Origin of the sequence: Alsobacter soli (assembly GCF_003004785.1) — a bacterium.
GTDB classification, from domain to species: domain Bacteria; phylum Pseudomonadota; class Alphaproteobacteria; order Rhizobiales; family Beijerinckiaceae; genus Alsobacter; species Alsobacter soli.
The window spans coordinates 19,111-32,173 of sequence record NZ_PVZS01000040.1 but is presented as its reverse complement, the minus strand read 5'-3'; the positions used below and the strand labels follow the sequence as shown (position 1 = coordinate 32,173).

The 13,063-nt window shown below is 69.8% G+C and carries 13 protein-coding genes; 7 read left to right on the top strand and 6 right to left on the bottom strand.

The features are described 5' to 3' along the window. Positions 1–318: 318 nt before the first annotated feature. Positions 319–720 carry a hypothetical protein gene (locus tag SLNSH_RS22675; RefSeq protein ID WP_106340287.1) on the top strand — a complete coding sequence of 134 codons (402 nt, stop codon included), beginning with the start codon at positions 319–321 and terminating at the stop codon, positions 718–720. 186 nt (positions 721–906) lie between these two features. Here SLNSH_RS22675 and rplT read toward each other — a convergent pair whose 3' ends face one another. The 4 genes from rplT to SLNSH_RS22655 form a co-directional block, all read right to left on the bottom strand. Then, positions 907–1,275, bottom strand: coding sequence for a 50S ribosomal protein L20 (rplT, locus tag SLNSH_RS22670; RefSeq protein WP_106340285.1), 369 nt, complete (start codon positions 1,273–1,275; stop codon positions 907–909). Positions 1,276–1,317: 42 nt separating this feature from the next. Continuing rightward, positions 1,318–1,518 (bottom strand): 50S ribosomal protein L35, encoded by a 201-nt coding sequence (gene rpmI / locus SLNSH_RS22665; protein WP_106340283.1) that lies wholly within the window; start codon positions 1,516–1,518, stop codon positions 1,318–1,320. Positions 1,519–1,705: 187 nt separating this feature from the next. Beyond that, a complete protein-coding gene (locus tag SLNSH_RS22660; protein ID WP_210202565.1) occupies positions 1,706–2,731 on the bottom strand; it encodes a proline racemase family protein in 1,026 nt (341 codons plus the stop codon). Between the two features lie 56 nt (positions 2,732–2,787). Then, a complete protein-coding gene (locus tag SLNSH_RS22655) occupies positions 2,788–3,729 on the bottom strand; it encodes a LysR family transcriptional regulator (RefSeq protein ID WP_106340281.1) in 942 nt (313 codons plus the stop codon). Between the two features lie 162 nt (positions 3,730–3,891). Here SLNSH_RS22655 and SLNSH_RS22650 point away from each other — a divergent pair, with 162 nt between their 5' ends. The 4 genes from SLNSH_RS22650 (at position 3,892) to glpK (ending at position 9,116) form a co-directional block, all read left to right on the top strand. Then, positions 3,892–5,391, top strand: a complete 1,500-nt coding sequence (locus SLNSH_RS22650; RefSeq protein ID WP_106340279.1) for a CoA-acylating methylmalonate-semialdehyde dehydrogenase — start codon at positions 3,892–3,894, stop codon at positions 5,389–5,391. Positions 5,392–5,457: 66 nt separating this feature from the next. Continuing rightward, on the top strand, positions 5,458–6,618 hold the full coding sequence (locus tag SLNSH_RS22645) for an isobutyryl-CoA dehydrogenase (RefSeq protein ID WP_106340277.1): 1,161 nt from the start codon (positions 5,458–5,460) through the stop codon (positions 6,616–6,618). A 36-nt stretch (positions 6,619–6,654) separates the two neighbouring features. Continuing rightward, positions 6,655–7,539 carry a 3-hydroxyisobutyrate dehydrogenase gene (gene mmsB, locus SLNSH_RS22640; RefSeq protein WP_106340275.1) on the top strand — a complete coding sequence of 295 codons (885 nt, stop codon included), beginning with the start codon at positions 6,655–6,657 and terminating at the stop codon, positions 7,537–7,539. A gap of 80 nt (positions 7,540–7,619) precedes the next feature. Next, complete coding sequence (gene glpK / locus SLNSH_RS22635) at positions 7,620–9,116, top strand: glycerol kinase GlpK (RefSeq protein ID WP_106340273.1); 1,497 nt, start codon at positions 7,620–7,622, stop codon at positions 9,114–9,116. Here glpK and SLNSH_RS22630 read toward each other — a convergent pair. Beyond that, complete coding sequence (locus SLNSH_RS22630) at positions 9,113–10,051, bottom strand: LysR substrate-binding domain-containing protein (protein WP_106340271.1); 939 nt, start codon at positions 10,049–10,051, stop codon at positions 9,113–9,115. The two genes, glpK and SLNSH_RS22630, sit on opposite strands and share 4 nt — an antisense overlap. 150 nt (positions 10,052–10,201) lie before the next feature. Here SLNSH_RS22630 and SLNSH_RS22625 point away from each other — a divergent pair, with 150 nt between their 5' ends. Both SLNSH_RS22625 and SLNSH_RS22620 read left to right on the top strand, forming a co-directional pair. Continuing rightward, positions 10,202–10,504 carry a YjiS-like domain-containing protein gene (locus SLNSH_RS22625; protein WP_106340269.1) on the top strand — a complete coding sequence of 101 codons (303 nt, stop codon included), beginning with the start codon at positions 10,202–10,204 and terminating at the stop codon, positions 10,502–10,504. A 61-nt stretch (positions 10,505–10,565) separates the two neighbouring features. Then, a complete protein-coding gene (locus SLNSH_RS22620) occupies positions 10,566–11,192 on the top strand; it encodes a LysE family translocator (RefSeq protein WP_106340267.1) in 627 nt (208 codons plus the stop codon). A 27-nt stretch (positions 11,193–11,219) separates the two neighbouring features. Here the strand turns inward: SLNSH_RS22620 and SLNSH_RS22615 are convergent, their stop codons facing one another. After that, a complete protein-coding gene (locus tag SLNSH_RS22615; RefSeq protein ID WP_106340265.1) occupies positions 11,220–12,881 on the bottom strand; it encodes an alpha-amylase family protein in 1,662 nt (553 codons plus the stop codon). Positions 12,882–13,063: the final 182 nt, after the last annotated feature.

Below are 13,063 nucleotides of genomic sequence, written 5' to 3'. Positions count from 1 at the left end.
GCCCCGCGGCGTCCCCTCCGCCTCACCTCCGCGCGCCAGCCGGAGAACGCTGACGCATGCCTGAAAGCCTCCCCGTCATTGCGAGGAGCCCGCAGGGCGACGAAGCAACCCAGGGGGACTGGCGCAATCCCGGTCACAACGGAGAGACACACGCGCCTTGCCCCTGGATTGCTTCGTCGCTGCGCTCCTCGCAAGGACGGGAGAGGGGCTGGGCGCCTCGACCGGCGCTCTTCCGCCGCGTCCCCGCCGTCACGCCTCCGCGCGCCAGCGTGGAGCTGACCCCCCAACCTCTCCCTGCCACACGAGCCCGGAGCCGCCATGTCCCAAGCCGTCCGCCCCATAGCCGCGTCAAAGGTCCCCTCCGGCAAGCGCCGGTCCAAGGGCGCCCCACCCCAGGACGCCCCGCCCCAGGACACCCCGACCCAGGACGGGAGCAGCCCGGAAGGCCTCAGCGAATGGGAGCTCGCGTGCGCCGACGACGCCGCGGCCGAGGCGGAGCTCCAGATGATCGCGCGCCGCCTGGCCGGACAGGCTGGAAACTGGTTGCGCTGCCCGCGCGGCGCCTGCCGACGGCGGCGGACCTGCTGCGGCCCCTTCCCGCTGGCGTGCCATCCCCCGCGGGGACCGGCGACCGAGAAGGAGATGGAGGATCTGCGCAAGGTCCTGAGGGAGCATCTCGCTGGCCTGGACGGCGGGCGCGAGCCCGGCGACTTTCCGTGAGACCGATGACAGTGATCGCTGAATCAGCCCCGATTCGAGTCCCGGCGCAGCGGCTTGCAGTGGTCCGGGAATCACCGGCCGCCCGGTGGTCGCGGAATCACAAGGGCTCCGGCCAACAAAAAAACCCCGCCGGCGGGCCGGCGGGGTCGGTGCGGGTCGAGCCCCGGAGGGCGCGTCTCGAAAAGCTCAGGCGGCCTCGGCCGGCAGGGCCGACTTGGCCTTCTCCACGAGGGCCTTGAAGGCCTCCGGCTCGCGGATGGCGATGTCGGAGAGGACCTTGCGGTCCACCTCGACGCCCGCCTTGTTCAGGCCGTCGATGAAGCGCGAGTAGGTCAGGCCGAACTCGCGGACCGCAGCGTTGACGCGCTGGATCCAGAGCGCCCGGAACGTGCGCTTCTTCGCCTTGCGGTCGCGCGTGGCGTACTGCATGGCGCGATCCACGGCCGCCTTCGCGGTGCGGATCGTATTCTTGCGGCGGCCGTAAAAGCCCTTGGCTGCCTTGAGGGTCTTCTTGTGCTTGGCGTGCGAAGTGACGCCGCGCTTGACGCGGGACATGGCTGATCTCCTGGTCTATTCTGTTGGAAAAAGCCGGGGCGATCAGCCGTTCGGCAGGAAGTACTTCTTCACGTTGGCAGCATCGCCCTCGAACAGGACGTTGGTGCCGCGGTTGTTGCGGATCTGCTTGTTGGTCCGCTTGATCATCCCGTGCCGCTTGCCGGCGTGGGCATACAGCACCTTGCCGGTGCCGGTGATCTTGAAGCGCTTCTTGGCGCTCGACTTCGTCTTCATCTTGGGCATTTGGCTCTCCTTGGGCGGCGAGCCGCCCCCGGTTGTATCGGTCGGCCGCGAGCGGCCGTTCGTCTCGTCATGAGCGCGAAAAGAACCGCCACGGCAGCCCTGACAGCCGGGCGGTTCGAAGGCGCGGTCTATAGCAGGAATCCGGCGGGAATCAAGGAGGCTGGCCCTCCCGGCCGAGGGCGACGCCTCAGCCCCGGACCTCCCCGAAGCTCCCGGCCAGCGGGAAGCCGTGGCCGAGCGGGTCGTCGGCCTCGATCAGGAACGTCCCGCGCCCGGCGTAGAACCCGCGACCCCCGACCTCCACCCGCACCGCGCCGGGGATCTCCGGCGCCGGCCGGGTCACCATTCCGGTGAAGGGCTCGCCCGAGATGCCCCGGAAGGTCCGCACCTCGCCGGGCCGCACGAGACCCTTCGCATGGTCCAGCGCCATGCGGGCCGTCACCCCCGAGCCCGTCGGGCTGCGGTCCACCTGCCGCTCGGCGAACACGCACAGGTTCCAGCTCTCGGCCCCGGCGGGCGCGTCGTCCGTCAGGATGGTCCCGTACAGGAAACCGAGGTCCGGCTCCGTGGGGTGGCTGATGGGGAGCGTCTCCCGGATGGCGTCCGTGAGCGCCCCGCCCGCCTCCACCAGCCGCTCCAGCGGCGTGGCGAAGAAGTCGAGCCCGAACCGGGAGGCCGGCAGGATGGCGTAGAACGCGCCCCCATAGGCGATGTCGGTGACGATCCGCCCGAACCCCGGGACCTCAACGGCCATGTCGAGCGCCTGGGCGTAGGCCGGCACGCTCTCGAAGCGCACCTCCGTGACCTCGCCGCCCTCCACCCGGCAGGTGAGCGCCAGCGGCCCGCAGGGCGCTTCGATCACGAAGCGGGTCTCCGGCTCCGTCCGGGGCGCAAGCCCCTGGTCCACCGCCCACCGCCCCAGCGCGACCGTGGCGTGGCCGCACATGGTCGAGTAGCCCTCGTTGTGGGTGAACAGCACCCCCAGCACGGCCCCCGGATGGGACGGCCGCACCGGGATCACCCCGTACATGCCGGCGTGCCCCCGCGGCTCCAGCATCATGGCCCGCCGCAGGTGGTCGTGGTTGTCCCGGGCGTCCCGCCGCTGGGCCAGGACGCTGTCGCCCTGCAGGGCGGGGTAGCCGCCCGTCACGATCCGCACCGGCTCCCCGGCCGCGTGCATGTCGGTGAAGGCGAGCTCTGTGACCTGGCCCATGAGACCCCTCCGGCGGCTGGACGCCCAGTGGTAGATCCCGCGCCGGCCGGGCGCAATCAGGCCGCCGGGGCCCGCTCCGCAGGAGCGGCCTGGGCCGGCGCCGGCTCGGGCAGGAACAGCGACCGCGCGCTTTTCACCTCCCGCACCAGGAAGTCCACCGTGGCCCGCACCCGCGCCACGTCCTTGAGCTCCGCATGCACGATCAGCCAGAAGGTGCGCGTCAGCTGCACCTCGGGCAGCACCGGCACGAGCTCCGCCCGGCGCGAGGCCATGAAGTGCGGCAGCACGCAGACCCCGGCACCCGCCACCGTGGCCTCCATCTGGGCCACCAGGTTGGACGACTGCAGCCGCGGCCTGAGCCCCTTGGCGATCTCGTCCAGGTAGTCGAGCTCCGGCATGTAGATGAGGTCGTCGATGTACCCCACCAGCGGATGCTCGAAGAGATCCTCCGCCTGTCGGATCTCCGGCGCCCCGGCCAGGTAGCCGCGGGCGGCGTAGAGCCCAAGCCGGTAGTCGGTCAGCTTCCGGGCGACGATCTTGCCCTCCTTGGGAGGCGACAGCGAGATCGCGATGTCCGCCTCGCGCTTCGACAGCGACAGGAGCCGCGGCATGGCGATGAGCTGGATCTCGAGGTCCGGGTACTTGTCCGCGAGCCTCACCGCCCGGGGCGCTAGGAAGGTCGTGCCGAACCCGTCCGGCGAGCCCACCCGGACTGTGCCGGACAGCGCCAGGTCCGCGCCCCCGATCTCGCTGGAGGCGGCCAGCGCCGCGCTCTCGATCGCCTCTGCGGCGACGACCAGCCGCTCGCCGTGCCCGGTGAGCGTGTAACCCTGGGGCCGGCGCTCGAACAGGGTAGCCTTCAGGGCCGTCTCCAGGGAGGTGATGCGCCGGCTCACGGTGGCGTGGTCGGCTCCCAGCCGGCGGGCCGCCACGGTGAGGCGCCCGGCCCTTGCAACCGCCAGAAAAAAGCGCAAGTCATCCCAGTCGAAACGGCTCATGGCCCCGGTTTCCTCGCCCCGCATTCCGGCGCGACCCGTATGGGAAAGCGCGCACGGATTGGACGTGAAAACTCCCATAGCCGTGCGGATATCGCAATGATACTCGTGTCGTAAGCGCGCCGGCCGCTCCGGCGTCCGCGCAAGGTCCTTCGGGAGGAAACAATGGTCGTCGAACTCACCCATTTCATCGGGGGCAAGCACGTGAAGGGGGCCTCGGGCCGCTTCACCGACGCCTACTGGCCCATGACGGGCGAGGTCGCCTCCCGGGTCCCTCTCGCTTCCAAGGACGAGATTCGCGCCGCGGTGGAGAACGCCAAGGCCGCGCAGCCGGCCTGGGCCGCCACGAACCCGCAGCGCCGCGCCCGCGTGCTAATGAAGTTCCTGGACCTGGTTCACAGGGAGTATGACTCCCTCGCCGAGATCCTCGCCAAGGAGCACGGCAAGACGATCGCCGACGCCAAGGGCGACATCCAGCGCGGCCTCGAGGTGGTCGAGTTCTGCATCGGCGCGCCGCACCTGATGAAGGGCGAGTACACCGAGGGGGCTGGCCCCGGCATCGATATCTACTCCATGCGCCAGCCGCTCGGCGTCGTGGCCGGCATCACGCCCTTTAACTTCCCGGCCATGATCCCGCTCTGGAAGGCGGGCCCCGCCATCGCGGCCGGCAACGCCTTCATCCTGAAGCCCTCCGAGCGTGACCCCGGCGTGCCGCTGCGCCTCGCCGAGCTGTTCCTGGAGGCCGGCCTGCCGGCGGGCGTCTTCAACGTCGTGAACGGCGACAAGGAGGCGGTCGACGCCATCCTGGACGACCCGGACATCAAGGCGGTGGGCTTCGTCGGCTCCACGGCGATCGCCGAGTACGTCTACACCCGCGGTTGCGCGGCCGGTAAGCGCGTCCAGTGCTTCGGCGGCGCCAAGAACCACATGATCGTCATGCCGGACGCCGACATGGATCAGGCCGTGGACGCCCTGATCGGCGCCGGCTACGGCTCCGCCGGCGAGCGCTGCATGGCGATCTCCGTGGCCGTGCCGGTCGGCAAGGACGCGGCCGACCGCCTGATGGACAAGCTCATTCCGCGCGTCGAGAGCCTGAAGGTCGGCCCCTCGACGGACAGCTCCGCCGACTTCGGCCCGCTCGTCACCAAGGCGCACCTCGAGAAGGTGAGGTCCTACGTGGACCTCGGCATCCAGGAAGGCGCGAAGCTGCGCGTCGACGGCCGCGGCTTCAAGATGCAGGGCTACGAGAACGGCTTCTACATGGGCGGGTGCCTCTTCGACGAGGTCACCAAGGACATGCGCATCTACAAGGAGGAGATCTTCGGCCCGGTCCTCTCGGTGGTGCGCGCCAAGGACTACTCGGAAGGCCTCGCCCTCGCCAATGACCACGAATACGGTAACGGCGTCGCCATCTTCACCCGCGACGGCGACGCGGCCCGCGACTTCGCCGCCAAGGTGAACGTCGGCATGGTGGGCATCAACGTGCCGATCCCGGTTCCGATCGCCTACTACACCTTCGGCGGCTGGAAGCGCTCGGGCTTCGGCGACCTGAACCAGCACGGCACGGACGCCTTCCGCTTCTACACCAAGACCAAGACCGTCACCTCGCGGTGGCCGTCCGGGATCAAGGACGGCGCCGAGTTCGTCATCCCGACGATGCGGTGAACGACCCGGGCGCGCTCAGCTGAGCGCGCCCGTTTTCATTCGGGCTTTTTGCGCAGGCCGCCGCTCATGACCCTGTTCGCCCTTTCCGAGGATCACGTCGCCATCAGGGACATTGCGCGCGACTTCGCGGCCGAGAAGCTGGCCCCCAAGGCGGTGGCGTGGGACGAGGCGAAGCACTTCCCTGTCGATGAGATGCGGGAGGCTGCGGCGCTCGGCATGGGAGGCATCTATGTGCGCGAGGACGTGGGCGGCTCCGGGCTGACCCGCCTCGACGCCGCGCTGATCTTCGAGGCCCTGGCGACGGGCTGTCCGACGGTGGCGGCCTTCATCTCCATCCACAACATGGCGTCGTGGATGATCGACGCCTACGGCTCGGACGAGCAGCGCCGGAGCTTCCTGCCGAAGCTCGTCACCATGGAGCACATCGCCAGCTACTGCCTCACGGAGCCCGGCGCAGGCTCGGACGCCGCCGCCCTGAAGACCCGGGCGCGCCGGGACGGCGATCACTACGTGGTCGACGGCGTGAAGCAGTTCATCTCTGGCGCCGGGACCTCGGACCTCTACGTCACCATGGTCCGCACCGGCGACGAGGGCGCGGGCGGGATCTCGACCTTGGTGATCCCGAAGGACACGCCCGGGCTGAGCTTTGGCGCGAACGAGCGGAAAATGGGCTGGAACGCCCAGCCCACCCGCCAGGTGATCTTCGAGGGCGCGCGTGTGCCCGTTGAGAACCGGCTCGGCCCGGAGGGCATCGGCTTCAAGATCGCCATGGCCGGCCTCGACGGCGGCCGCCTCAACATCGCGGCCTGCTCGCTGGGCGGCGCCCAGGCGGCGCTCGATAAGTCGCTGGCCTACCTCAATGACCGAAAGGCCTTCGGCCGCAAGCTGCAGGAGTTCCAGGCCTTGCAATTTCGCCTCGCCGACATGGCGACCGAGTTGGAGGCCGCCCGCACTTTCCTGTGGCGCGCCGCCTCAGCGCTCGACCGAAAGGCCCCGGAGGCGACCCGCCTCTGCGCCATGGCCAAGCGCTTCGGCACCGACGTGGGCTTTGAGGTGGCCAACCAGGCCCTGCAACTGCACGGCGGCTACGGCTACCTGGCCGACTACGGGATCGAGAAAATCGTCCGCGACCTGCGCGTGCATCAGATCCTCGAAGGAACCAACGAGATCATGCGCCTCATCGTGGCCCGCAGCCTCATCGGCCGCGGCCAGGGCAGCGGCCTCTAGGCCCGCGGCGCTCAGACATCATCCGGGAGGGATCACATGACCACCATCGGCTTCATCGGCCTCGGCAACATGGGCGCGCCCATGGCGGCCAACCTCGTCAAGGCCGGCCACACGGTGATCGGCTACGACCTGTCGGCCCAGAACGCCGCCGCCGCCCAGGCGGAGGGGGTCGCGATCGCCGCCACGGCGGCCGACGCCGTGCGGGACGCGGACGTGGTGGTCACCATGCTGCCGGCCGGCAAGCACGTGCTGTCGGTCTGGGGCGACGTGCTGGCCCACGCCCGAAGGGGCGCGCTGTTCATCGATTCCTCCACGATCGACGTGGACAGCGCCCGCGAGGCTCACGGCCTGGCGCAGAAGGCCGGCGTGGCCTCGCTGGACGCGCCCGTCTCGGGGGGCACCGGCGGCGCCAAGGCGGGCACGCTCACTTTCATGTGCGGCGGCGCCGGGGACGCTTTCGCCAGGGGCAAGCCCATCCTGGAAGCGATGGGCAAGAAGATCGTCCATTGCGGTGACGCCGGGGCAGGGCAGGCCGCCAAGATCTGCAACAACATGATCCTCGGCGTCTCGATGATCGGCGTCTGCGAGGCCTTTGTGCTGGGCGAGAAGCTCGGCCTGTCGCATCAGGCGCTCTTCGACGTGGCCTCGACCTCGTCCGGCCAGTGCTGGTCCCTCACCACCTACTGCCCCGTGCCTGGTCCCGTGCCCACGAGCCCCGCCAACAATGGGTACAACCCGGGCTTCGCGGCGGCGCTCATGTTGAAGGACCTGAAGCTGTCCCAGGACGCCGCCGCCTCCGCCGGAGCCTCGACCCCCCTTGGCGCCCATGCGGCCCAGCTTTACGCGGCCTTCGAGGCTGCGGGCGCAGGCGGGAAGGACTTCTCGGGCATCATCGAAGCCCTCCGCGAAGGGCTCGCCTGAGCGCCGGCCTTCTTGCGGCGAACGGCCCGGCGCCGTTTGATGCGGCCCGAAAAGGCCGTGCAAGGCCACAGGGAGGACCCATGCCGTTCATTCTCGCCATCGACCAGGGCACCACGTCCTCTCGCGCCATCCTGTTTCGCGAGGACACCTCGATCGCCGCGGTGGCGCAGCAGGAGTTTCCGCAGCACTTCCCGGCTTCCGGCTGGGTCGAGCATGAGCCGGAGGACCTCTGGTCCTCCACGCTCGCAGTCTGCCGCGAGGCGCTGGCCAAGGCCGGCGTTGAGGCCCGCGAGGTCGCGGCGATCGGCATCACCAACCAGCGCGAAACCACACTGGTGTGGGATCGCCAAACCGGCAAGGCCGTCCACCGCGCCATCGTGTGGCAGGATCGCCGGACCGCGGACTTCTGCGCCCGCCTCAAGGCCGAGGGTCATGAGCCGCTGTTCTCGGCCCGCACCGGCCTGATCCTCGATCCCTACTTCTCCGGCACGAAGGTCGCCTGGATCCTCGACAACGTGCCGGGCGCCCGGGCTCGCGCCGAGCGCGGCGAGCTCGCCTTCGGCACGGTGGACTCCTTCCTGCTGTGGCGTCTCACGGGGGGCAAGGTCCACGCCACCGACGCCACCAACGCCTCGCGGACCCTGCTCTACGACATCCATCGCGGCGCCTGGGACGATGAACTCCTCGCCGTCCTGCGGATCCCGCGGGCCATGCTGCCGGAGGTGCGCGACTGCTCGGCCCAGTTCGGCGAGACCACCGCCGACCTGCTGGGCGGCGTGATCCCGGTATGCGGCATCGCCGGCGACCAGCAGGCCGCCACGGTCGGCCAGGCCTGCTTCACGCCGGGCATGATGAAATCGACCTACGGCACCGGCTGCTTCGCCCTGCTCAACACCGGCGACCACGCCGTGAAGTCGCAGAACAAGCTGCTGACCACGGTGGCCTACCAGCTCGGCGGCAAGCCGACCTACGCGCTCGAAGGCTCGATCTTCGTGGCCGGGGCAGCCGTGCAGTGGCTGCGCGACGGGCTCGGCATCCTGAAGTCTGCAGCCGAGTCGGGCCCCTTGGCCGAGCACGCCGACCCGGCCCAGGCGGTCTACCTCGTGCCCGCCTTCGTGGGGCTTGGCGCGCCCTACTGGGACGCGGAGTGCCGCGGCGCGTTGTTTGGCCTGACCCGAGGCACCGGCCCCAGGGAGATCGCCCGCGCGGCGCTGGAAAGCGTCTGCTACCAGACGCTCGACCTGCTCGATGCCATGCGGGCCGACTGGCCCGGCGCGGCCGGGGCCGAAACGGTGCTGCGCGTCGACGGCGGCATGGTCGCCTCCGACTGGACCATGCAGCGCCTCGCCGACATCCTGGGCACGCCGGTGGACCGGCCGGTGGTGAAGGAGACCACGGCCCTGGGCGCCGCCTATCTCGCCGGGCTCGCGGCGGGCGTCTACCCTGACCCGCCGCGCTTCGCGGACCTCTGGCGCCTCGACCGGCGCTTCACGCCCAACTTCGACGGCGAGTTGAGGGCAGCCATGGTGGCCGGCTGGAAGGACGCGGTGTCCCGCACCCTGACGCGCGGTTCCTAGGCCAGCGCGATCCGGCTGCGCGGCCGCGCAACGGCGGCCCCGTCCGCCGCGAACACGAGATCCGCGGGCCGCTCGATGCGGATCGGCCGCGGCCCGCCGCGCAGCGTCGCGCGGATCTCCTCCGCGAGCGCCGTGGCCTCGGGCGAGCGCGTCTGGCCGACGAGGAGGCCGATTCTGTTCATCGGCAGCGCCGGGAGGCCGGCGTCCTCGGTGAGGGCCCGCATGCCCGTCCCGACCGCGCATTCGGGAAATACGGTTACGGCCATGCCGGAGCGCACGATGGGCGCTAGCGCGGCCTGGCTGGAGGACGCCAGCAGCTGGCGCCACGGAATGCCGGCCTCCTGCAACGCCTCCGTGGCGGCCCGCCGCCACGCGCAGGTGGGGCCGGAGAGCGCCAGCGGCACTGGTCGCGCCTCATGGGCGCACGACGCCGTCCCGACCACCCAGCGGAGCGGCTCCTCCCGGAGAACCTCCGCGCCCTTGAGCGAGCCGCAATCGGTCACCACCGCCATGTCGATGTCGCGCGTGGCGACCCGCTCGCTCAGCGCCAGCGAGCCCTCGCAGATCACCGACATCTCCACCAGGGGATGCCGGCGCACGAAGCGCGTCAGGATCTCGGGCAGGAACGTGTCGGCGTAGTCGTCCGGAATGCCGAGCCGAACCCGGCCGGCCAGCGCCTTGTCCGAGACGCTCGCGAAGGCGGCGGCCTCGAGCTGCAGCATCTGGCGCGCGTAGTCGACGAGCTTCTCGCCGTCTTCCGAGAGCCGCACCCCGCGTCCTTGCTTCACGAACAGCGGGCGGCCCAGCATCTCCTCCAGGCGGCGGATCTGCATGGATACGGCGGACTGCGTCTTGTTCACGCGCTCGGCGGCGCGGGTGAAACTGCCGGTGTCGATGATGGCGACGAAGCTGCGAAGTTGATCGGTGTCGAGCATCGGGGGCTCCTCGGACCGAGTGATCTCGTTTCGCGATGAGAGAGATTAGAACCATTCGTTGGACCGATCAATAGGCATGCACCATCCTGTTTTCATCGGAAACGGCGATCGATTGAAGCTTCGCTCACGGTCGCTCCAAGGAGAACCGCCATGTCCCCCACCATCATCATGCGCCTCGCGCGCGCCGCTCCCGACCGTCGGCCCCTCTCGGCGCGGCTCCGCCCCGCCGGCGCCGTTCTCAGCAAGGCGATGGGTTGGCCCGTGCGCTACTGGCGCGCCCGCCAGCACCTGGCGCAGCTCGCCGGCATGACCGACGTTCAGCTGAAGGATATCGGCCTGACCCGGGCGGACGTGATCAGCGCCACGGCCCTGCCGCGGGACGAGGATCCGACCGAGCGCCTCGCCCTGGTGGTCCAGGAGCGCCGGATCACGCGCGGCTGGCGCCGTCCTTGACCGGGAGCGCTCGACAACGCGCCGGGCGCGTGGCTTCCTGCCACGACATGGAGGACCGGAGATGACGATCGAGACCTGGCTCGCTTTCGTGGCGGCGTCCGCGGTGCTGCTCGTCATCCCCGGCCCCACCATCCTGCTGGTCGTGTCCTACGCCCTCGGGCAGGGCTGGCGCACGGCCCTGCCTATGGCGGTGGGCGTGGCGCTGGGCGACTTCACCGCCATGACGCTCTCCATGCTGGGCCTGGGCGCCCTGCTGGCGGCCTCCGCAACTGTCTTTACGGTCCTGAAGTGGATCGGCGCCGCATACCTCGTCTATCTCGGCGTGAAGCTCTGGCGCGCCGGCGCGGGCCTGGACGTGACCGCCCGAACGGACGCCGCCCCAGTGTGGCGCATGCTGGCCCACGCCTGGCTGGTCACGGCCCTGAACCCGAAGAGCCTCACCTTCTTCGTGGCGTTCCTGCCCCAGTTCCTGGACCGCAACGCCGATTTCCTCCACCAGATGATCGTTTTCGAGGCGACCTTCCTGACGCTCGCCTTCGCCAACGCCTTCGGGTACGCGCTCGTGGCGTCACGGGCCCGGGCGGTGGTCCGCAACGCACGGGCCGTGAAGGTCGTGAACCGCATTGGCGGCAGCCTGCTCATCGGGGCCGGCCTGGCCGCCGCCGCGACGAGAGGCGCCCAAGGCTAGGGCCCAACGCCTGGGCTGGCTTCCAGGCTAGGCCTGGCTGCGCTTCAGCAGGTAATCGAGGCCGCCGACCCGGTACCATCGGTAGCCATAGGGCTCCAGGACGAGGCTGTGCCGGCCCTTCTCGTCCGGATGGCTGTGGTCGTCCGACAGCAGATTGATAAGGGCGGGGCGGCTCTCGTCCATATCGAGTCCGAAAACCACCTCGCGTGGCTTGCCGTCGAGATTGTGCACCACGACCACCGAGTTGTTGCGCCAGTCGTAGCGCAGGGCCAGCACGGACTTGTCGCCGGTGTCGAGCGCGGTCACCTCGCCCCACCCGATCTCCGGGCATTCCTTGCGCATGCGGATCACGCGCTCGGTCCAGTTCAGCAGAGAGTTGGGATCGCGCCGCTGCTCGGCCGCGTTGATGTGCTCATACCCATAAGGGCCCTCGCTGATCACCGGGCTCACCGGTTTGTCGTTCTTCGTGAAGCCCCCGTGCGGCTCGGTGGACCACTGCATGGGCGTGCGCGTCGCGTTGCGCTCCGGCAAGCTGAGGTCGTCCCCCATGCCGAACTCGTCGCCGTAGCGGACCACCGGCGTGCCCGGCAGGGTGAACATCAGGCTGTAGGCCAGCTCCAGGCGCCGGCGATCCCCGTCCAGCATGGGCGCGAGCCGGCGGCGGATGCCGCGGCCGTAGAGCTGCATGGTCTGGTCCGGCCCGAAGGCCGCGAACACGGCCTGGCGCTGATCCTCTGTGAGGCGCCCGAGGTCGAGTTCGTCGTGGTTGCGCAGGAAAAGGCCCCATTGCGCCGTAGGGGGGCGAGGCTTGGTCTTCTCGATGGCCTCCACCAGCGGGCCGCAGTCGGCCGCGGCGAGCGCGTAGAACAGATGCTGGTTCACCTGGAAGTTGAACATCATCTGCATGCGGTCGCCGTCGTCGCCGAAATAGTCCATGTCGGTGTCCGGCAGCACGTTCGCTTCCGCCAGGATGACGGAGTCGCCCTGCCTCCACTGCAGGAACTCCCGGAAGGTCCGCAGCATGTCGAACTGCTCGACGGGCTTGGCGACGTCCGGTCCCTTGGTGCCGATCACGAAGGGCACGGCGTCCATGCGGAAGCCGGAGACGCCTAGCTGGATCCAGAACCCCATGATCTTCAGGATCTCGGCCTGAACCTCGGGGTTGGCGGTGTTGAGGTCGGGCTGGAACTCGTAGAAGCGGTGGAAGTAGTACTCGCCCGCCTCTGGGTCGCGCGTCCACGTCGTCTTCTGCACGCCGGGGAAGACCATGCCCTCGTTGGCGTTGGCGGGGCGTTTCTTGGACCAGACATACCAGTTCCGGTAGGGCGAGTTCGGATCCTTGCGCGCCGCCTGGAACCAGGGATGCTGGTCGGAGGTGTGGTTCACCACGAGGTCGATCAGCACCCGGATGCCGCGCTGCTTCGCGGCGTGGGTGAACTCCACGAAGTCGCCCAGCGTGCCGTAGCGCGGGTCGACGCCGTAGTAGTCCGCCACGTCATACCCGTCGTCCCGCCCCGGCGAGGGCTGGAACGGCATGAGCCAGATGGCGGTCACGCCGAGGCCGTGCAGGTAGTCGAGGCGCCGCAGCAGCCCCTTGAAGTCGCCCACCCCGTCCCCGTTCGCGTCCATGAAGGACTCGACCGCGAGGCAGTAGATCACGGCGTTCTTGTACCAGAGGTCGTTGATCACGCCCGTCTCCTCCCGCTGCGCAGACGTTCCTCGGGCGCACGGCCGCGCCGTCTCAAGGTCGCCGGGCTAATGGTGTGCGTACGGGATGGTTCCGGGAGGTGGAGCGCTCAGCCGTCATCCCCGGCCGGAGCGGCGCAGCCGCGAAGGGGAAAGGGATCCCGGGGGCGGCGCGCGCCGAAAGG

Bases quoted from the DNA above. Each gene is read 5' to 3' on its own strand.
- SLNSH_RS22675 (WP_106340287.1), top strand. From the start codon at position 319: ATGTCCCAAGCCGTCCGCCCCATAGCCGCGTCAAAGGTCCCCTCCGGC.
- rplT (WP_106340285.1), bottom strand. From the start codon at position 1,275: ATGTCCCGCGTCAAGCGCGGCGTCACTTCGCACGCCAAGCACAAGAAG.
- rpmI (WP_106340283.1), bottom strand. From the start codon at position 1,518: ATGCCCAAGATGAAGACGAAGTCGAGCGCCAAGAAGCGCTTCAAGATC.
- SLNSH_RS22660 (WP_210202565.1), bottom strand. From the start codon at position 2,731: ATGGGCCAGGTCACAGAGCTCGCCTTCACCGACATGCACGCGGCCGGG.
- SLNSH_RS22655 (WP_106340281.1), bottom strand. From the start codon at position 3,729: ATGAGCCGTTTCGACTGGGATGACTTGCGCTTTTTTCTGGCGGTTGCA.
- SLNSH_RS22650 (WP_106340279.1), top strand. From the start codon at position 3,892: ATGGTCGTCGAACTCACCCATTTCATCGGGGGCAAGCACGTGAAGGGG.
- SLNSH_RS22645 (WP_106340277.1), top strand. From the start codon at position 5,458: ATGACCCTGTTCGCCCTTTCCGAGGATCACGTCGCCATCAGGGACATT.
- mmsB (WP_106340275.1), top strand. From the start codon at position 6,655: ATGACCACCATCGGCTTCATCGGCCTCGGCAACATGGGCGCGCCCATG.
- glpK (WP_106340273.1), top strand. From the start codon at position 7,620: ATGCCGTTCATTCTCGCCATCGACCAGGGCACCACGTCCTCTCGCGCC.
- SLNSH_RS22630 (WP_106340271.1), bottom strand. From the start codon at position 10,051: ATGCTCGACACCGATCAACTTCGCAGCTTCGTCGCCATCATCGACACC.
- SLNSH_RS22625 (WP_106340269.1), top strand. From the start codon at position 10,202: ATGTCCCCCACCATCATCATGCGCCTCGCGCGCGCCGCTCCCGACCGT.
- SLNSH_RS22620 (WP_106340267.1), top strand. From the start codon at position 10,566: ATGACGATCGAGACCTGGCTCGCTTTCGTGGCGGCGTCCGCGGTGCTG.